Consider the following 19,962-nt stretch of genomic DNA (forward strand, 5'->3'; position numbering starts at 1 on the left):
GTTAACAGGGGGATTCCTCCCTAACACCCCGGTCAAAGATCTGCACCAGGACCAGGGAAAGCGCCATGGCGGAGAGGAGGGATAGCCGGGAGGGGAGGAGCAGGGTTCCCAGGATCGCCGTCAGGCCGGAAATGATAAAGGGCAGGGGCCGCCGTAAGCGGAGGATCTGTTCAATCATCAGCACGATAAAAAGGGCGGTCAGGGAAAAACCTATCCCCTCCAGGTTGAAGGGGATCAGGGTCCCGGCAATGGCCCCGATCAGGGTGCCCATGATCCAGTAGAGCTGATCCAGCAGGGCAATATAAAACATCAGCCGGTTTCGTTCAGGAAAGTCCGCGCCAAGGGCCTCCGGGGCGGGCAGGGAGGAGAGGAGGGCGAAGGTTTCGTCGCTCAGGGCAAAGATGAGGTAATACTTATAGGGCCCCGCCTGCTTGATCCGTTTGAACAGGGAGAGACCGTAGGCGATGTGCCGGGCATTTACCACCAGCTGGACCAGGCAGGCCTCCCCCAGGGAGGCCCCGGCGGCAAAAAGCCCTACCGCAATATACTGACCCGCCCCGGCAAACATGACCACACTGCTCACCAGGGCAAGCCACCAGGGATACCCCGCGTCCACCACCAGGAGGCCATAGGCGATACCTATGGCCGTATACCCCAACAGCACGGGGACCGAGTATTTAAGCGCCAAGATACATATCCGGGGACGGCTCAGGGGATGCTCCATAGATTTAGGTGATTTTAATCCCCGGGGCGGGGTTTTGTCCAGATACCGTATTTTATGCACACCTAAAGGCTCCGGTTCCAAAAATCTTGCGTTTTGAGACCGGCTTACCAATAAAACAAAGCCGCCGGTGAACCTCTCGGTCCGCCGGCGGCCGTATCTTACTGGATGTTACCAGGAACGGTTTAGTAGTCCATTCCTCCCATACCGCCCATTCCGCCGCCGGGCATGGGGGGCGTCTCCTTTTTCTCGGGGATGTCGGTGATGGCGCATTCGGTGGTGAGGAGGAGGCTCGCGATGGATGCGGCGTTTTGCAGGGCCGAGCGGGTCACCTTGGCGGGATCGATGATACCTGCCTTGACCATGTCCACCCATTCCAGCTTGGCGGCGTCAAAGCCCACCCCTTTCTTTTCGGACTTGGCCTTATCGGCGATTACCGCTCCGTCCAGGCCCGCATTTTCGGCGATTTGGCGGATCGGTTCCTCCAGGGCCCGCTTGACGATCTTGAAGCCCACCTTTTCATCGTCGGTAAGCCCCTCGGTATTCGCCTTGTCCAGGGCGATGGCGGCCTGAATCAGGGCCAGTTCGCCCCCGCTTACGATCCCCTCTTCAATGGCCGCCCGGGTGGCGGAAAGGGCATCCTCTACCCGGTGTTTTTTCTCCTTCAGTTCCACCTCGGTGGCGGCGCCGACATTGATCACCGCTACCCCGCCGGCGAGTTTGGCCAGCCGTTCCTGGAGTTTTTCCCGGTCATAATCCGAGGTCGTATCCTCAATCTGGGCCTTGATCTGGGCGATCCGGTCCTGGATCTCCTTCTGTTTCCCCGCCCCGTTGATGATGGTGGTGTTGTCCTTGTCGATCTTAATGGTTTTTGCCTTACCGAGCTGGGATATTTCGGTGTTTTCCAGCTTGAGCCCCAATTCTTCGGAGATAACTTCCCCGCCGGTGAGGATGGCGATATCCTCCAGCATGGCCTTGCGGCGATCCCCAAAACCAGGGGCCTTAACCGCGCAGGTACGGAGGGTTCCCCGGAGGCTGTTCACCACCAGGGTGGAGAGGGCCTCCCCGTCCACATCTTCGGCGATGATGAGCAGGGGCTTGCCGCTCTGGGCGACCTTTTCCAGGAGGGGCAGCATATCCTTCATGGAGGAGATTTTTTTATCGTGGATCAGGATATAGACATCCTCGTAGACACTGGTCATGGTGTCCCGGTCGGTAACAAAATAGGCCGAGATATATCCCCGGTCAAACTGCATCCCCTCCACAAATTCGATGGTGGTATCCATGGTTTTGGATTCTTCCACGGTGATAACCCCGTCTTTCCCCACCTTTTCCATGGCATCGGCAATGGTATTACCGATTTCACTGTCATTGTTGGCGGAAACCGAGGCCACATGGGAGATCTCTTCCTTGTCCTTGATTTCCTTTGAATTCTTCTTGATTTCCTCTACGGCGATCTCCACCGCCTTATCAATGCCCCGTTTCAGCTCAATGGGGGTCATCCCGGCGGCTACCGACTTAAGCCCTTCCTTAATCAGGGAATAGGCCAAAACCGTGGCGGTGGTGGTACCGTCCCCGGCTACGTCATTGGTTTTTGTGGCCACTTCTTTAAGGAGTTGAGCCCCCATGTTTTCGTAGGGGTCGGCCAGTTCAACTTCTTTTGCGACGGATACGCCGTCTTTGGTCACGGTGGGGGCCCCGAATTTCTTGTCCAGAAGGACATTTCGCCCTTTAGGCCCCAAGGTCACCTTAACGGCCTTGGAAATCTGCTCCACCCCCGCAAGCAATTTGCGGCGGGCTTCCTCGTTGAACAACAACTGTTTAGCCATAATTCTTTTTCTCCTCTTTTATTACCGGGCTTTTTGGATAGCCACAGGGCTTCGCGCCTGTATGCGATAGAACCGGTATAATATGAAATGGATTTCGCCTCATACAAAGGGTGAGGACTTGCTTATAAAATACTAAATTATAGCCATTCCGGCAATACCAAAAGATCATAATTAGGAGTTTTTACTCAGAAAACCACCGGAACCCATAGGAATTTTTATTGGCCGCCGGAAGGACGTCCGAATTTCCCTTTTATTCCTCCCTGTTCGGGTCTGTTCGGATGGTTCATGGTCATTTTGAACTGAGCATTACCGGGCCGTAATGGATTTGACTTTATCGGGAATTATCAGCATTATACCATAAGGGCGGTTCCAAAGTCGTACCGGACCTATTTGCCTAATTAAGGAGTGAGGATATGGAAAAATTACGGATGGGGGTGCTTGGTTGTTCAACCCATTATGCGTTACGGATTGGGATTCCCCTTAAATCGTCCCTGTTGGTTGAACCCTATGCGGTCGCTTCCCGGGATGCCGGGAAGGCCCAAAAATATGCCGAATCTTTGAATTTTACCGTGGCCTATGACTCCTACGATAAATTGCTGGCGGATCCCCAGGTGGATTTTGTCTATTGCCCCCTGCCGAATCACCTCCACAAGGAATACATCAAAAAAGCCGCCGATGCGGGAAAGCCCATCCTCTGTGAAAAACCCCTGGGGCTCAACGCCCGGGAGGCGGTGGAGGCGGCGGAGTACTGTCAAAAGAAGGGGATCCTCCTGATGGAGGCCTTTATGTACCGCTTCCATCCCCAGTGGATCCGGGCGGCCGAAATTATTAAGGCCGGGGAGTTGGGAAAAATCATGCTGACCCAGGGGATCTTTACCTATAATAATACCAATCCCGCCAATATCCGTAATATCGCCGCCTATGGCGGGGGCGGTATATTGGATATCGGCTGTTATACGGTTTCAACCGCCCGGCTCATCCACGGGACGGAACCCCAGGGGGTAATCTGTAAGCTCCTTCGGGATCCCGTTTCCCAGGTGGACATCCAGGCAAGCGCCCTGCTTGACTTTGGGGATGGGCGGACGTCTTCCTTCACCATAGGCACCCAAATTTTCCCCTATCAAAAGGTTTTTGCCCTGGGAACCGGCGGCTCCCTTACGGTGGAACTGCCCTTTAATATGTATGGGGATTGTCCCGGCCAATTATCGGTTTCCACCGGTGTCGGAAACCGGCTGGTGGAGACCGAAATAGCCGATCAGTACCTGCTGGAATTTGACGCCTTTGCGGAAGCCCTCATCAACAATACCGGGGCTCCGATCCCCCTGTCCGATGCCATCGCCAATATGGCAGTTTTGGATGCCCTTTTTGCTTCCGCCGCCTCGGAAAAATGGGAGCCGGTACAAAAACAGTAACCGGGCAAACCGTTATTTTTTAAGGAAGCGTAATGGGCATAAAAATCTATACCGATGGGGGCTGTTCCGGGAATCCCGGTCCGGGCGGCTGGGCCTATATCATTGTCCGGGATAACTCCCCTGACCATAGAACCGGCGGCGGCCCTCCGATAAAGCCCTCCTGGGACACCAAGGACGGTGAAGATGAGCTTATCGCCGAAAATTATGGGGGAGAACTGGATACCACCAACAACCGTATGGAACTAACCGCGGTGATAGCCGCCCTGAAAGCGTTATCAAAGCTGGAACGCCCTGCCGAGGCGATTACAGTGTTCACCGATTCCCAATATGTCCAAAAGGGCATGAGTGTTTGGATAAAAGCCTGGAAGCGGAACAGTTGGCGTACCAGTGACCGGAAACCGGTAAAGAACCGGGACCTATGGGAGGATCTGGACGAAATGGTGTTAAATTTCCTTATTGACTGGCAATGGATTAAGGGACATGCGGGAAATGAATATAATGAGCGCTGTGACCGGATGACCCAGCAGGCCATCAGCTTCCTGCAGGGGAGGGGAGCCGGCGGGAATATCGGCGGTCAACGGTATTTCTCTTTCTGGCGCCCGGCCTTTTAGTCGACCTTCCGGAGGGATGGCAGCCGCTAATCGTTCCCGTCGTTCAGGGCACTGGATAGGTACTCCGCCAGTTTTATCGCTTCTTCCCGGGTCAGGGTGATGCCCTTGCCCATTTTTTCATGTCCCGGAGCCCAATCCCGAAGGTCGAATTTGGGGGTCCGGCCGTTCCAGGAGACCAGGTTCAGCTCTTTTTTCCATCCTCCCCTTTCTTCGGAAAGGATACCGTAGCTTTTTATAATGTCGTAGGTGATATCCGGCATGGTTACCTCTTAAAATCGCAGGTTTGGCTTGGGATTGACTTATACGGGCCTGTTTTAAAGCTCGGTTTTTTTTGAAAGGGGCTTTAGAAAAAACAGCCCCCCATTAAGCCGGCCCGCTTTTCCCTTAAAGGTAAGGATGTTATTTTTAACTTGCTCATTGTGAAAAGGGATAGTATACTAATTATAGAAAGAAATATATTACCAACAAAACCTGATTGGTTTTGGAATGATCTATGGAAAAGTGGTCAAAAGCCTGCTTTTTTCTTTAAAATTAAGGAAAGGTTCCAAAAAACTGATGTTCGGGGAATATTTCCATCTATGAGGAGGTATAAAAAGTATGAAAAATGTATATAAAATGGCCCTTTTGGCGGGAATTCTGATGATTTTTTCCCTTGTTTCCTGTAAATCAACCCCGGCTCCGGAGGAACCTCCCCCGGCAGCTCCCACCCTTCCCACTCCTCCCCCGGCCGCCCCTCAGCCGGATCCCGAGAAGGGACCGCCGGATCAGGCGGCCATAGACGCCCTGGCCGAGGCCAAGGCCCGCCTGGAAGCATCCAGGACCATGGCGATAGATACGGACAGTCCCCGGTATTTTCCCGAAGATTGGGAAGCGGTGGAAAAACAATACCGTTCCCTGGATGATCCGGCGCCGGCTACCCTGGGGGAGTTCCGGGCCGCTGTCGAGGCCTACCGGGCGGTGGCGGACGTCTATGACGACCTTACCCGGCAGTCCCTGCCCCTCTATGCCGAGGATCGGGCCCGGGAGATCCAGAAGGCCCGGCAGGGAGCCCTGGATGCCGGAGCCGTGGCTATCACCCCGGATCGGCTCTTGGCGGCGGATGCTATGGTGAATAAAGCCGTATCCCAGTACAATAGCGGCGCTTATTATCCGGCGGCGGCTTCGGCGTTTACCGCCATAGATATGTATACGGCCCTGAAAACCGGGCTGGAGGCGTATGTCACCCGGCAGCAGATTGTGGAGCATGATTTTATAAAATATGATCCGGTTAATTTTGAATTTGCCGATACGATTGGTCTCGACGCCATCTCCAATTACGATACGGGTCTTATAAAAGATGCCCAGGATAAGGCGGAACAGGCGGCGCTCTGGTATGCCATGATTCTGGACACGGGATGGGAAACCTTTGCTTCCGACCATGGAGCCGCCGCGGCCGAGGTACAACAGGCCGCCTACAACCTTAAGGCCCATGTGGCCCTGAAGAAGGACTATGACGCCGCCGCCGAAACCCTCAAGCAGGGGGATGCCCTATTCTCGGGCCGGCGCTTTGCCGACGCGGTGAACTTTTATATCCGGGCGAAATCCCAATTCGAGGTGGTTCGGGATGCCGCCCGGGAAAAACGCCGTCTGGCCGAAGAAGCCATACGGGAAGCGGAGGAGTCCATAATCAGAAGTGATGAAAAAGCACGGGATGCCGAGATTATTTTGGAAGGAGATACCCTATGAACCGAGGAATACCTTGTTTAATAGCCTTGATGATATGGGGCGCCCAGGGGGCGGCTGCCCTGATAGATCTGCCGGAATTGCCGGCTTTCGTCCCCATAGCGGTACTTGCCGCTTCAGCCTCTTCGGATGCCGTTTCGACCCTGCCCGGTAATGTCCGTAATAACCGGTATTTTCTTGAAAGCAAACGGCTTACCGCCTTGGCCGAGGAAGCCTTTGAGTACGGCGATTATGACGCCTCCGCCCAATATGCCGCCGAAGCCCTCCGGTATGCCCAGTTGTCCGACGAATATATCCTCGTCCAGCTAAAGATCCGGGAAACCGAAAACGCCATTACCGCGGCCTGGAACCGTCTGGACTGGGCCCGATCCGTGGGGGCCCCTACCCGGTATGCCGACGAGTTCAGCCGGGCCGAAAATTTCTATAGCGAGGCCCTTTCTTTCAGGAACGCCGAGGAATGGGATGCGGCCATCGAAGCGGCCCATCAGGTTATCAACGCCCTGGCCAAGGTAACCCCTCCTGCCAAAGAGACTCCGCCCCCGGTGGTAGCTCCGCCCCCTCCGGTTGCGGCCACGCCGCCACCGCCTCCTCCACCCCCACCGCCGCCTCCCCCGGCTGCGGCCCCGCCGCCGCCGGCAGTCCCGGATGTTACGGCCCTGCCTTCCCAGTATACGGTCAGGCCCTGGGCCCTTTCAAAGGACTGTTTGTGGAACATCGCAGGCCGGCCCTGGGCCTACGGGGATCCCACCAAGTGGCGGCTGATCTACGACGCGAACCGGCTCAAGCTGCCCGAACCCAATAACCCCAACCTGATTCATCCCGGCATGGTGCTGGATATCCCCAGCATCCAGGGTGAAACCCGGCAGGGTATGTGGGACGCCGCCCGTAGTTATACGCCCCTCCGGTAAGGATTTGGTTCATTTTTAGACGAAGCGCCCGCAGTTTTTTGCGGGCGCCTTCTTTAATCGGGGAATTGCCTATTTGCTCCGCTGATAGCCCTTTATCTCGTCACGCAGCCGGGCGGCCAGTTCCGTCCGGTGGACCCTGACCTGTTCCATGGAGTCCCGGAAACGGAGGGTGACGGTCTGGTTGTCCTTGGATTCGTAGTCCACGGTGATACAGAAGGGGGTTCCCGCCTCGTCCTGGCGGCGGTAACGGCGGCCTATGGCCCCTCCCTGGTCGTAGTCGGTGGCAAAATCCTCCCGCAGTTCGTTCCGTATGTCCTGGGCAAGCTCGGCAAGGCCGTCCTTCTTCATCAGGGGCAAAACCGCCACGGTAATCGGCGCGATAGCGGGGTGGAAACGCAGCACCGTCCGCCAATCGTCATCGCTGCCCTTGTCGGCCACCTTTTCCTCGTCATAGGCGTCGCAGAGGAGCATGAGGAGGGTCCTGGTGAGCCCTGCGGAGGTTTCGATGATAAACGGAATATACCGCTCGTTGTTATTATCCTGGTCGATGTATTGCAGGTCCTTCCCTGAAAATTCCGCGTGCCGCGAGAGGTCATAGTTGGAGCGATTATGGATCCCCTCCAGCTCCTTCCAGCCCATGGGAAAGAGGTACTCAATGTCGTAGGCGTCCTTGGCGTAATGGGCCAGCTCATCCGGGCCGTGCTGGTGCCAGCGGAGCTGATCCATCTTAACCCCGAGTTTTTCGTAATAAGCCCAGCGCCGTTTTTTCCACTCGGTAAACCACTCCACATCGGTACCGGGTTTGACAAAGTACTGCATCTCCATCTGCTCAAATTCGCAGGTCCGGAAAATAAAGTTTTTGGTTACAATCTCGTTCCGAAAGGCCTTGCCGATCTGGGCGATCCCAAAGGGGATCTTCATGCGGTTACTTTGAATGATGTTTTTATAATTCACATAGATCCCCTGGGCGGTTTCCGGACGAAGATAGATGATATTGGCCTCTTCCTCCACCGCGCCGATATGGGTTTTGAACATGAGGTTGAATTTCCGGGTATCGGTTAATTCCCCCCCGCATTCGGGGCATTTTTTTTCCGCCAGGTTCTCCGGGGGGATCTGGTCCGCCCGGAACCGGGACTTGCATTTTTTACAGTCCACCAGGGGATCGGTAAAGTTCTCCACATGCCCCGAGGCTTCCCACACCCGGGGGTGCATCAAGATAGCCGCGTCCAGACCCACGATATCGTCGTGAAGCTGGGTCATCTCCTTCCACCAATTCCGGGCGATCCGGTTCTTTAGCTCTATACCCAGGGGGCCGTAATCCCACGCGCCGTTTTGCCCCCCGTAAATTTCGGAGGATTGAAACACAAAACCCCGCCGCTTGGCAAGGGAGGTGATCTTCTCCATGGTTGCCTTTCCCTGATACTCGGTCTGTTCTTCGGCCATCAAAAATTCCTCCTCAAGGGATCGCTGGTCCAAACTCCCTTAGCTTGGAGCCGCCCCAAATTTAGAGAATAGTATACAGGATATGGGGATGAATGGCGAGGGGGATCGGACCTCATTCCTTCATGGCAAGGTATACTCCGGCAAGTACCAGCGCCGCCCCGGCCCATTGCACCGGGCTGAGCCGTTCCCCCAGGATAAAGAAGCCCGCGACGACCGTAACCACGGGAACTAAATTGAGGAAAAGCGCCGAGATCGAAATCCCCAGGACCGCCAGGGATTGGGCGTAGAAGCGGTAGGCCAGGGCCGAACAGCAAAGGCCCAAAAAGCCCACATGGAGGATGACCTCCGGATTCGGCCGGCCCCAGTGGGGAAACTCAAGGGCCGCGAAGGGAATAAAGGCGAGAAAACCAAAAAAGGTCTGCCAGTATACGATATAAATCCGGGATCGGCGGCTGAAGAGGGGCGGCGTAAGGAAACAGTAGGCGACCCAGCTGAGGGCGGCGCCGATCATACAGAGATACCCCAGGATATTTCCTCCGGCGCTCACACCGGTTCCCGTTCCCGGGGGAAGGCTTTCGGCTCCTCGGGCGGTAAGGCCCACCCCGATCATGGAGATAAGGGCCCCCACCCAGCGCCGGGGCGGGATACACGCCGCCGGGGCTTCCTCCCGCCTTTTTCCGAACCTGGGGAGTTTGCCGCCCAGCCACTGGGCCCCCAGGGTGAGCGCCGGAATGGACGCCACAATGATCGACGCTTCCGAGGCGCTTATCAGGCCCAGGCCGGTATTTTCAAAGGAAAAATAGAGGGTCACCCCGGTAAGCCCCGCCCCGATAAGCAGGGGCAGGTCCTGGAGCTGAAGTTTTTCCTCCGGGACGGCACGGTTTTTTATAAAAAATAGAAATACCAGCGCCAGGGCAAAACGAAGCGCCCCCAGGGACATGGGGGGGAAAACCGCACCGGCGATCTTGGTAGAAACGAAAGAGACCCCCCAGAACACCACACAGGCGATAAGGGCAGAAACCGCTTTTGTCCATTCGGTCATGGCCGGCAATCCCCCATGGCCGGGTAGCCCCCCAGGGAACGGGCGCTTTTAACCGCGTCGATGATCGCCCCTTCCATGGCCCATGCAGCAAGGATCCCCACTGCGTCCGGGGAACTTGCCGCCTCCTCGGAACAGAGGGCAAAAACCGTGTCCCCATCATAGATCGAGTGGGCGGGCCGTATTGTCCGGGCAATGCCGTTTTGTCCCTGCCGTGCCAGGAGGGTAGCGCCGGCTTTGTCCAGTTTGGCGTTGGTGATGATGCAACCCAGGACCGTATTGGTCCCTTCCAGGGGGGTCCCGCTGAAAAAATCCCGGGGCCGCTGGTATTCCTCCAGGATGAGCCCTTCGGTCCCGATCAGGGTCCTGCCGTCGTCCCCCCGGACCCCGGCGATGATCCCGCCCTTTTCCAGAACATCCCCCACACAGTTCACCGCGGCCACCGCCCCCACCAGCAGGTCCCCCCGGCGCCAGGCGGCGGCGCCTATCCCCCCCTTCATGGCATAGGCCGGCCCCCGGAATTTGCCTACCGTCGCCCCGGTCCCGGCGCCGAAATTGCCGCTTTGAAAGGGCTCCCCCCGGAAGGCGTTTTCGCAGGCGCAAAAGCCCATGGCCGCTCCGGGGCGGACCCGGTGATCCCCGCAGCCCAGGTCAAAGAGGATCGCCGCGCAGAGGTTGGGCACCCGGGTAAGGCCCGCGTCCCGGCCTATATTTTTGGCTTCCAGGAACTCCATCACCCCCGCCGCGGCATCCAGCCCAAAGGAGCTGCCCCCGGCCAGAAGTATAGCGTGGACCAGCTTCCGGTTTGCCAGGGGGGAGAGGGCGTCGGTGTCCCGGGTCCCCGGGGACCCGCCCCGGACATCAACGCCGCAAACCCCGCCTTCTTCCCGGAGGATCACCGTACAGCCCGTGGCGGCCGTCAAGTCCTGGGCCTGGCCGATACGAAAGCCCGGAATATCGTCGATGCTGATTTTTTCCATGCCTAGGTTCCCGCCAAAAGTTCCGTGACCCGGTCTACGATGAGCCGGGTATCCGCCAGGGCCCCCTTACCGAGGTCGCCGCAGGCCAACAGGGCTTCCCGAGGTTCGATAAAAAGGTACCCGTATCCGCTAAGCTTGGCCATGTTGTCCCGGACCAGGGGGTTTTCGTACATCGCCGTATTCATGGCCGGGCAGATTAGCACCGGCTTATCCCGGACCGCCATTATTACCGTGGAGAGCATATCATCGGCTATCCCCGAGGCGATCTTGCCGATGATGTTGGCGCTGGCCGGAGCTATCAGCACCAAATCGGCATTTTTTGCCAGGGAAATATGGCGGACATCCTCGTAGAAGATCTCCTCAAACATATCGGTATACGCCTTGTTTTTGGTCAAGGTCTGCAAAGTAAGGGGGGTGATGAATCGCTGCGCCGCCGCGGTCAAAATCACCTGGACCGAATACCCCTTTTTGGTGAGGAGATTGGCGATTTCCGCCCCCTTATAGGCGGCGATGCTGCCGGTAATTCCCAAAAGTACCTTTTTCATTTGCCCCATTGCTCCCGTATCTTTGCTATCACCCGGGAGACGATACCCCGGGCTATACTCTGTTTATCCCCATAGGGGCTTATCCGCCTGTCCCGGTCAATGAGATAGGCGGCGTGGCAATCCCCGTGGATATCCCGGTCATCGTTGGCCAGGACAAAATCGCAGTGGTTTTTTTCCAGCAGGGCATAGGCGGTGTTGATCAGGGCCTCATGGGGCACGTCATGGAGGAGTTTAAACCCCACCAGGACCGCCTTGGGGGCAAGGCCGCGGAACAGGGAGATAACCTTCACCGTAGGTTCCAGGATGAGGATGAGCTTTTGTTCCCCGGAATCGATCTTTCCCCCCCGGTCCAGGACCGGGGCCTGTTGAATCCCCCGGAGTATCCCCTCCCGGTCCGGCAGCCCCCCGGCGGAATTTTCCCGGGCGGCCAGCAGGGACTCCGCCATAAGCCGGGGGGTGGTCAGGGCCGATACCCGGTAATCGCTCACCGCCATGGTGTGGATTATCCCGTCTATCCGGCGGCCTGCAAGGACCCGCCGCACTTCAGCCTCCAGCGTCGCCGTATCCCCAATGGGGAGGATCTCCGCCCGGGGGGTCTGGGGCCGGGCCGCGGTTTTCCCACAGATATACCAGATCCCGGCGGTTTCCTCCCGCCCGGCCAATTCATCCGCGATAAGGCTCCCCAGCCTTCCCGTGGCCGAATTGGTGATACTCCGCACCGAATCAATCTGCTCGACGGTTCCCCCCGCGGTGACCAAAAAATTCATGGAATAACCATAGCATTATACTCAAAAAAATTTAACTACGAACCCCTCGGACAGGAGGATATAATTAACCACGAACTACACGAACCTCACGAACAAGAAGAAGTTTCGAACAAAAAGTTCGTGTTTTTCGTGTGGTTCGTGATTGGAAGGCGGGGTCCATACCCCGGAGCTTGCTCCGGAAAATTTACCATCCCTGAAAATGTCATAAGCCGATTTCCGGATCGGGGTATGGTCCCCGCCAGTACAATAAATTTCCTCTCCAACGAAGATACCCAGGAGCTTGCTCCTGGGTTCTTCATTGAATTCTCTTTTTTTCCTGTATCGGGCTAAGTCTTCACAGGCGGGGGCCAAACCGGGTTTCCTGGGGATTTATCCTGCCGCAGATCTCCTCGAACAACCGGTTCCGGGCGATACCGAGGACGCCGTATAATCCCGCGGGCTTCTTGAGGAATGTCCCGGTTACTTCCGCGGAAAAACGGTATTTTTCAAACACCTCCCGTATCCGGGGAATCAAAAAATCGCGGAACACCATATACTCCCCGCCAATGATAACCGTCCGCAGGGAAAGAAAACTGGCGAGGGACAGGGCCATGCAGGCGATTTCCCCGGCGATTTCCCCCAGAATTTCCAGCACCGGCGGATCGCCCCGCTCATAGGCCGATACCACCTCCTTAAAGGTGATCTTTTCCGGTGGGATGGGGGACAGGCAGGAATCCGCCCCGTTGGAAAGGGCGGTCCGGATGCCTTCCAGCAGCCCGGCGGTACAGATGCACTCCTCCACGGTCTTTCCCGCTTTCAAACGCCGGGGGTCCACATATTCGCTCAAATTTCCGGCGAAATAATCGTTTCCTTCATATAACTTACCATTTAATATAATCCCCGCCCCGATTCCCTCGCCGCAGCAAAGGTAGAGCAGATTATCAATGCCCTGTCCGGTGCCGTACAAAAATTCCCCCACCACTCCGGTATTGGCGTCGTTTTTGATAAAGACCGGCAGCGAAAATTTTTGCTGCAGGTATTCGACGATATTGTTCTTTAAGGTTTTGTCGAATATGGCCCGGTTGTCTTCCGCGTCGTATACATCGTTTTTATCGCTGTAAATGCCGGGGGATGAAATGCCGATGCAGTAAAACTGCTGGGGGGTAAGGTTATGGGCGCTTAACATCAGGCGTATGGCGTTTTCCACCAGGCTGATCCGCGTCTCCGGCGAGGACTCCGGGGACACGGTGATGCTGAGGTCATCGAGGATCTCCCCCCCAAGGTTGCCGATGGCAAAGACCGGGTCCTTATAATTCAAATCAATCGCGAAAATATATAAAAATTCCCGGTTGCCTTCCACGGGTATGGGTTTCCTGCCGCTTTTAATCTTAACCGGCGCCTTTTCCCTGATGATCCCCCAATCCAGAAGCCGGCTCAGGTTATCCGAAACCGCGGGTTTGGACATGGAGAGCATCCGCGCCAGCCTGGTCCTTGAAACCGGGCCATGCCGCCAGATAGCGTCAAGGACCAGCCGCTGATTGGTCTTGCGGACCAGGGATTGATCCGCCGATATTTTAATATGCCGTTCCATACGAACACTGTAGCACCAATAACCTCCTCTGGCAAGGGCATATTATTAGAGTTCCTTACAAAAAAAATCGGCCCATTTCAGGGAAAAAGTTTAAGTTTAATCGAAAAAACGGTTTTTCCCCTGATTAAATAGCTAAAAAACACTAAGATCCCTTGATCGTAATGAAAAGAAATCTTACTATATCGGCATATAGCCGGTTTTGAAGGGGGGTAATGATATGCGAAAGAGACGGACCTTACATGGGTAATTGGATTGGAATCTGCCGGGGAGAACTTAACCGCTGGCTCCCCGATGCCGAAGACATAGACGAGGTAAACCTTCGTAATCAAGGGAAGGTGCGGGTCCAGCAGCGGTCCATCCTGCTCAGAAAGGAATTCACCATCCCGCGGGCGCTTAAAAACGGGCTGCTTCGGATCTGCGGTTTGGGGTTTTACCGGTTTTGGATTAACGGAAAGCCGGGGGATGACCGGGTTCTTGCGCCGATTAAGTCGGATTACTTTAAAAAAGTCCTCTATGATGTCTACGACCTCTCCCCCCTCCTGGGGGAGGGCCCCAATATCTGCGCGGTGGAACTGGGGAACGGCTGGTTTTGCCCCCAGGAGAAATGGTGGGGCTGGCGCATGAGCTGGTATGGCTCGCCCCGGCTGCTGTTTGACTTGGAGATTACCCTAACCGACGGAACGAAACTGGGCATCGGCGCCGATGAAACCTGGAAGTTACGGGAAGGTCCGGTACTGTTCAACTGTCTCTATGATGGTGAAACCTATGACGCCAACGAGGAACCCCTGGGCTGGACCGAAGCCGGCTATGATGACGCCCTCTGGCAGCATGCGGCCCTGGTTGAAGCCCCGACGGAAAACCTCGTCGAAAATAAAACGCCCCCCATACGGGTCACCGGGGTCCTGGAGCCGATCAATATTTTCCGGCTTGATGAGCTCCGGCAGGTTTACGATTTTGGCGAGAACTGGGCCGCCCGGCCTGAGATAACGGTCCGGGGGAAGCGGGGGCAGAAAATCCTCCTCAATTTTGCCGAATATATCCATGATGACCTGACGCTGGACCGGCGGACCAACGATGACGCGGTGGTGGAGGACACCTATATACTCCGGGGCGGCGATTGGGAAACCTGGGAGCCCGCTTTTGTCTGGCACGGCTACCGCTACCTGCTGATCACCCGTTCCCACGCCGATATTACGGTCCTTGAGGTCAAAAGCAAAAAGCTCCATTCGGATCTGACCCCCACCGGGCAATTTTACTGTTCCAACCCACGGCTCCAGGCATTGCATGAGATTATCCTGCGGACCCAGCTTTCGTGCCTTATGGGCATTCCCATTGACTGCCCCCAGCGGGACGAGCGCCTCCCCTGGCTGGGGGATGCCCATGTTACCGCGGAAACCGGTATGTATAATTTCGATATGCGGGAATTTTACCACAACTGGCTCCAGGACATCAGGCTCGGTCAGCACCGCCGTGACGGCTGGTATCAGCACATCGCCCCCTGGCCTTACTTCCAGCAGCGCATGGCATTTTTCAAAGAGACCACCGCTGATTGGTCGGCGGCCCTTCCGATCATCGCGGACCAGGGGTATCGTTTTTATGGCGATCCTTCATTTATAACCGATAACTACGATTCCCTGAAACGTTACCTCGATTACTGCGAAAAGACCCTGGATGGGGATTTCCTCTTTGCAAGTTTTGGTGACTGGAAATCTCCGGATATAGAAAAAGACGGCGAGGTCCCTCCCTATGTGGGGGCGCTTTTCTTCCATAAAAATCTGCTCATCGCCGCCTCTTTTGCCGAATTTCTGGGGAAGGCCGATGACGCCCGCCATTACACGGAAACCGCGGCGGCGTTAAAAAAGCGGCTCCTCGAAAAATACTACGATACCGCCGCCGGAATTTTCGGCGACGGCACCCAATTTTCCCTGGCCATGGCGATCCTCTCCGGTGTCATCCCGGATATCCCCCAGGCCATCGACGCCTTGGTCCGGGCCATCGACGCTGCCGGGGGCCATCTGCGGGGCGGTATCTTCGGCGCCAAGATGATCCCCGAGGTATTGCACCGCTGCGGCCGTCCGGATGTGGCCTACCGCCTGTTGACCGCCGAAGGGTATCCGGGTTTTTTCGATTTAATTTCCCGGGGCCGGACCACCTTACCCGAGCTTTGGGACGGAGGGGGCAGCGGCAATCACGGTATGTTTGGCGGTGTTGACGTAATCCTCTATCGGATGATAGGGGGGCTTAGTATAGACCATAGCCGGAAGATCCCCCTCCGGGTCCAGCCCTGGTTCCCCCCGGGAATGGAAGAGGCCCGCTGCTCCCTGGATACCTCCGGCGGCAGGATATCCTGCGGCTGGAGGCGTCAGGGGGCGGAGGTAGCCCTTGTTCTGGAAATACCCCCGGGAACGGAGGCGGAATTTATCCCCCCGGCCGGGGAAGAAACCGCCCCGGCCATACTATCGGGTGGGGTATACCGGTATCGCTTTAAGGATGGGCCGGTTTCAAAAAAAACCGCCGGAGGAACGAATGGATAACCTCGCTGAAATCGGAAAACCCTATGCCGGCTGGAAAGCCGGGGAGCTTGACATTCACCATATCTATACCGGCCGGGGGGAATCATCCTTTCTCATCTTTCCCGACGGAACTTCCATGTTGATTGATGCGGGGGACTATGATCCTCCGACACCGGAGCCCTTCAATTTTAAGGATCTCAAGATGTGCGATCCCCTGCCTGATCCCTCCCGGCGGGCAGGGGAGTGGATCGCCCGCTATGTCCGGCGGGTTAATCCGGCCAAGGATGCAGTGGATTACCTCGTGGTCTCCCATTTCCATAGCGATCATGTGGGTGACGCCGCCGGCAATGCCCGCCGTACCCACGGGCGGGACCCTGACTATGTTTTGAGCGGCATCCCCGAGGCAGGGGAATACCTCCGGTTCAAGATCGCGGTGGATCGGGGCTGGCCTGACTATAATTATCCCAAGGAATTTGGGGACATTGACCACTGTGCCGACAATTACCGGGCCTTTCTGGCATGGAAAATGAGATCCGAAGGGCTCAAGCCGGAACCCATTGCGGTAGGCGGCGAAACCCAATTTGTGTTACGGAAAGATCCGGCGCCCTATGCCGGGTTATTTGAGGTGCGTACCCTGGCGGCCAACGGCAGGATATGGACCGGGCAGGGGGAAAAAACCATCGATTACTATGAACTTAACGCCCGTAATAAAACCGATGACCTTAACGAAAATATAAACAGCATTGGTCTGCGGATATCCTACGGTCCCTTCCGGTACTATACCGCGGGGGATTTTAACGAAACCCTGCTGGATTCCCGGGGAAAGGCGGTCAACCTTGAGGGGAAAATAGCCGAGGCCTGCGGACCGGTCCAGGTATGTAAGGCGAACCATCATGCCTATTTGGATACCATGTCCGAAGAATTCGTGGGGATTATCCGGGCCCGGGCATACATCATCCCGGTTTGGGATTATCTCCACATCCAGCCCAGTACCATGACGAATATGGCCTCCCGCCGCCTTTACCCCGGGGAACGGACGATTTTTCCCACCGCGTTCCCCGATGTCGTCCGGGAAGCCTATAAAGATGAACCCTGGATGTCCTCGATTTGTAAAGATACCGGTCATGTGGTGGTAAAAGTTTTTGACCACGGCCGCCAGTTTAGGGTCTATATCCTATCGGCCCAGGATGAATCCGCAGCAGTAGTAAGTTTTTTCCCCTACCGCACCGGCTAGACCTTGTAAACCCTATCTACATAATTTAAGAAATTCACCACCAAGGCGAAGAAGGGGATGTTGATTTTCGCTTTCTCTCTTCTGTTCGGGTGGTTCGTGTCTGTTCGTGGTTAAATCGCTTCGAATATAGCAGATTACTTAGTTAGGACGCATTACGAATTATCCTCCGTCTTGGCATAAAAGACCGGGTAAATTTAGAGAAATCTCTGAAAAAAATAAGAATGACAGAAAAATCACCAAAAAAATAATGAAAAGTACCCTTACTATATTGACATATATCCGGGATGATGATATAATAACCGTGAGTTAATTAAACTTATATTCCAAATAAAACGGATTATGGTGAGGAGGAGAGGATGAAATCAAGGATTAAGCAGTGGGGGGCCTTATTTTTGGCCATGGTAGTACTGTTCACCCTGGCCGGATGTAATAAGGCAAAAACGGACGCGGCGGCCGGCGGCGATACCCAAACCCTGGAGGCGGCCCTGTTTTTAGGGGGATATGCGGGATTCTGGGAGTATTATATTCCCAAATTTGAGGCGGAAAATCCCGGCGTAACGGTTAAATACGAACTGAGCAATACCATTGACGAGGTACTGCGGCCCCGGATGATGACCGATGACGTACCCGATTTTGTGGCAACAAACCTGACGACCGTCTTTGATCCCCGGATTCTGGCCCGGGACGGTCTGGTTTTGGATATGAGCTCCTTCCTTACCGAGACCAGGATTAACGGCACCTCCCTGGAGGACCACCTTATTGAGGGGATGCTTGACCTGGGTACGATTAACGGTAAAAAATATCTGCTTCCCCAGAACCTCTCCATGAATGGCCTGTTCTACAACAAAAAACTGATCCGCGAACTGGGGGTCAGTCTGCCTGAAACCTATGACGACTTCCTGGCCATCGGCGAAAAACTCGCCGCCGCCAAGATGGACGGGGTGTATCTTTTTACCTATTCGGGGATCGATGTCAGTTATGTTACCGACTGTATGTTCAAACCGAGTTGGGGCCCTATCTGGGGTGATATCATCGCCAATAAGAGCGGGATATGGCAGTCTCCCGAGGTAATCAATATTTTTCAGTATTTTAGAACCCTGGGGGAACGGCGGTATATCAATCCCTCAAACCTGGGGATCGATTATCTCCAGACCCAGGGCGATTTTTTAACCGGCAAGGCCCTCTTCCATGCCAATGGGGACTGGCTTGAAAATGAAATGGCCGATACCCAACAGGTTAATTTTGAATGGGGCTTTATCCCTTCCCTGTCGCTGAAAAAGGGAGATCTCCGGTATTTAAGTGTCAGCAATGAGGTTATGTTCATTACTGCCAAAGCGAAAAACCCGGAACTGGCGAAAAAGTTTCTCACCGGAATTTATACCGATGAAAACGTCAAGGCCGTGGCGGAGATTACCGGGGCGGTCATCCCGGTCAAAAACGCCCTTGATTTAGTTGCCAATGAGATCAATATTTCTTATCAAGAGATGCTTTTGGGGCAGAAGGAGACCGGGGCGGTCTCAAAAATTCTGTCCGCTCCCCCGGAACTGGCGCCGGTATTCAATGAGGTGGGCATCCAACTGAATAATGTGATCAGCGGCAGCGCCACCGCCGAACAGGCCGCAGCGGCAGTGGCGGCAGTGGCAGCGGGGATCAGTTTTTAAAGAACCGGTTTGAAACCAATCCCCAAACCCATCCGGTTTGGGGAAAGTCCGGCCCCTTTTTTATGGGAGAATCTGATGCGGAAATTCCGGCGCGCATTGTTTATATTTTTTATGACTATTCCCGTATTTATCGGATACGCATATTTCGGCATCCTGCCGTATATCAAGGGTTTTTACTATAGTTTTTTTAAATGGACCGGCTATACCCAGGTTATGAACTTTGTGGGGCTTGAAAATTTTAAGCGCCTGGCGGGGGATACAAACTTTTTCAATGCCCTCTATAATAACGCCGCCATTTTTTTGATTTCTACCCTGGTTACCTTTGTGTTGGCCCTCTTTTTCGCGGTGGTCATTACCCGATCGCGGTTCACGGAAAGCCTTTTGTACCGGATTACCTATTTTTTCCCCTATGTAATGCCCACCGCGGCCATCGCCATTCTCTGGCGTTTTATTTTTAACCCCTCGGTGGGGATCCTCAACGGACTGCTTACGCTGCTGAAATTAGACTTCTGGACCCATGCCTGGCTTGGGGAAAAGGCTACGGTCTTGGGAGCGGTAACCGCCCCCATTATCTGGGGTTCTTTGGGGTTTTTTATGGTCCTTTTTATATCGGGAATTCAGGGTATCCCTGCCACCCTCTACGAGGCCGCCCAGATCGACGGGGCCGGGGAATTCCAGCAGTTCACCCGGATCACCTTTCCCCTGCTGTGGGAAATCATGCGGACCATGATTGTCTTTTTTATCAGCGGTTCCATCGCTTGTTTTGCCCTGGTCCGGGTAATGGCGGGCCTTACCAACCCCGCTGCCGAAGTCCTGGGAACCTATATGTACAAACACGCCTTCCAGTACACCGATTTCGGTTATGGTACCGCCGTCGGGGTATTTATTTTTATACTTACCTTGGCTTTGGCCTTGATCATGCGAAGGCTTACCCGGAAAGAGCTCGTTGAATACTGAGTCGGTTTCAATTATGATCCTGATTGGATCGGAATTTTGAAACCTACATA

The 19,962-nt window shown here is 55.2% G+C and carries 17 protein-coding genes; 8 read left to right on the top strand and 9 right to left on the bottom strand.

Translation table 11 applies throughout. The annotated features are described in order from the left end of the window. Position 1: 1 nt before the first annotated feature. Together LQZ21_RS09235 and groL are read right to left on the bottom strand one after the other, a co-directional pair. Positions 2–784, bottom strand: coding sequence for an AzlC family ABC transporter permease (locus tag LQZ21_RS09235; protein WP_411044040.1), 783 nt, complete (start codon positions 782–784; stop codon positions 2–4). 122 nt (positions 785–906) lie between these two features. Beyond that, on the bottom strand, positions 907–2,550 hold the full coding sequence (gene groL / locus LQZ21_RS09240; RefSeq protein ID WP_411044041.1) for a chaperonin GroEL: 1,644 nt from the start codon (positions 2,548–2,550) through the stop codon (positions 907–909). 413 nt (positions 2,551–2,963) lie between these two features. Here groL and LQZ21_RS09245 point away from each other — a divergent pair, with 413 nt between their 5' ends. Next, positions 2,964–3,962: a Gfo/Idh/MocA family protein gene (locus LQZ21_RS09245; protein ID WP_411044042.1), complete on the top strand. Its 999-nt coding sequence runs from the start codon at positions 2,964–2,966 to the stop codon at positions 3,960–3,962. Between the two features lie 32 nt (positions 3,963–3,994). Continuing rightward, positions 3,995–4,573 (top strand): ribonuclease H family protein, encoded by a 579-nt coding sequence (locus LQZ21_RS09250; protein ID WP_411044043.1) that lies wholly within the window; start codon positions 3,995–3,997, stop codon positions 4,571–4,573. A gap of 26 nt (positions 4,574–4,599) precedes the next feature. On the opposite strand, the gene LQZ21_RS09255 is transcribed toward LQZ21_RS09250, so the two are convergent. Next, a complete protein-coding gene (locus LQZ21_RS09255) occupies positions 4,600–4,833 on the bottom strand; it encodes a YdbC family protein (protein ID WP_411044044.1) in 234 nt (77 codons plus the stop codon). A gap of 337 nt (positions 4,834–5,170) precedes the next feature. Here LQZ21_RS09255 and LQZ21_RS09260 point away from each other — a divergent pair, with 337 nt between their 5' ends. Both LQZ21_RS09260 and LQZ21_RS09265 read left to right on the top strand, forming a co-directional pair. Beyond that, complete coding sequence (locus LQZ21_RS09260) at positions 5,171–6,298, top strand: hypothetical protein (RefSeq protein WP_411044045.1); 1,128 nt, start codon at positions 5,171–5,173, stop codon at positions 6,296–6,298. Continuing rightward, complete coding sequence (locus tag LQZ21_RS09265) at positions 6,295–7,203, top strand: LysM peptidoglycan-binding domain-containing protein (RefSeq protein WP_411044046.1); 909 nt, start codon at positions 6,295–6,297, stop codon at positions 7,201–7,203. Before LQZ21_RS09260 ends, LQZ21_RS09265 begins: the two co-directional genes overlap by 4 nt. Before the next feature lie 69 nt (positions 7,204–7,272). On the opposite strand, the gene LQZ21_RS09270 is transcribed toward LQZ21_RS09265, so the two are convergent. The 6 genes from LQZ21_RS09270 to LQZ21_RS09295 form a co-directional block, all read right to left on the bottom strand. Further along, positions 7,273–8,646: a glycine--tRNA ligase gene (locus LQZ21_RS09270; RefSeq protein ID WP_411044047.1), complete on the bottom strand. Its 1,374-nt coding sequence runs from the start codon at positions 8,644–8,646 to the stop codon at positions 7,273–7,275. 112 nt (positions 8,647–8,758) lie between these two features. Next, positions 8,759–9,688 (bottom strand): DMT family transporter, encoded by a 930-nt coding sequence (locus tag LQZ21_RS09275; RefSeq protein WP_411044048.1) that lies wholly within the window; start codon positions 9,686–9,688, stop codon positions 8,759–8,761. Continuing rightward, the gene (locus tag LQZ21_RS09280) at positions 9,685–10,665 is read right to left on the bottom strand and encodes a P1 family peptidase (RefSeq protein WP_411044049.1); all 981 of its coding nucleotides are present in this window, start codon (positions 10,663–10,665) and stop codon (positions 9,685–9,687) included. The genes LQZ21_RS09275 and LQZ21_RS09280 overlap by 4 nt, the downstream gene beginning before the upstream one ends. A 2-nt stretch (positions 10,666–10,667) precedes the next feature. Then, positions 10,668–11,210 (bottom strand): flavoprotein, encoded by a 543-nt coding sequence (locus tag LQZ21_RS09285; RefSeq protein WP_411044050.1) that lies wholly within the window; start codon positions 11,208–11,210, stop codon positions 10,668–10,670. Further along, positions 11,207–11,977 (bottom strand): phosphopantothenoylcysteine decarboxylase domain-containing protein, encoded by a 771-nt coding sequence (locus LQZ21_RS09290; RefSeq protein WP_411044051.1) that lies wholly within the window; start codon positions 11,975–11,977, stop codon positions 11,207–11,209. Before LQZ21_RS09290 ends, LQZ21_RS09285 begins: the two co-directional genes overlap by 4 nt. A 334-nt stretch (positions 11,978–12,311) precedes the next feature. After that, positions 12,312–13,547 carry an ROK family transcriptional regulator gene (locus LQZ21_RS09295; protein ID WP_411044052.1) on the bottom strand — a complete coding sequence of 412 codons (1,236 nt, stop codon included), beginning with the start codon at positions 13,545–13,547 and terminating at the stop codon, positions 12,312–12,314. A 239-nt stretch (positions 13,548–13,786) separates the two neighbouring features. Here LQZ21_RS09295 and LQZ21_RS09300 point away from each other — a divergent pair, with 239 nt between their 5' ends. The 4 genes from LQZ21_RS09300 (at position 13,787) to LQZ21_RS09315 (ending at position 19,912) form a co-directional block, all read left to right on the top strand. Continuing rightward, on the top strand, positions 13,787–16,081 hold the full coding sequence (locus tag LQZ21_RS09300) for a family 78 glycoside hydrolase catalytic domain (protein WP_411044053.1): 2,295 nt from the start codon (positions 13,787–13,789) through the stop codon (positions 16,079–16,081). After that, positions 16,074–17,294 (top strand): MBL fold metallo-hydrolase, encoded by a 1,221-nt coding sequence (locus LQZ21_RS09305; protein ID WP_411044054.1) that lies wholly within the window; start codon positions 16,074–16,076, stop codon positions 17,292–17,294. Before LQZ21_RS09300 ends, LQZ21_RS09305 begins: the two co-directional genes overlap by 8 nt. Before the next feature lie 356 nt (positions 17,295–17,650). Beyond that, positions 17,651–18,955 carry an ABC transporter substrate-binding protein gene (locus LQZ21_RS09310; RefSeq protein ID WP_411044055.1) on the top strand — a complete coding sequence of 435 codons (1,305 nt, stop codon included), beginning with the start codon at positions 17,651–17,653 and terminating at the stop codon, positions 18,953–18,955. A gap of 111 nt (positions 18,956–19,066) precedes the next feature. Further along, a complete protein-coding gene (locus LQZ21_RS09315) occupies positions 19,067–19,912 on the top strand; it encodes a carbohydrate ABC transporter permease (protein WP_411044056.1) in 846 nt (281 codons plus the stop codon). Positions 19,913–19,962 lie beyond the last annotated feature (50 nt).

The organism is Treponema sp. TIM-1, assembly GCF_046533115.1.
In the GTDB taxonomy this organism is placed as follows: domain Bacteria; phylum Spirochaetota; class Spirochaetia; order Treponematales; family Breznakiellaceae; genus JAIRMO01.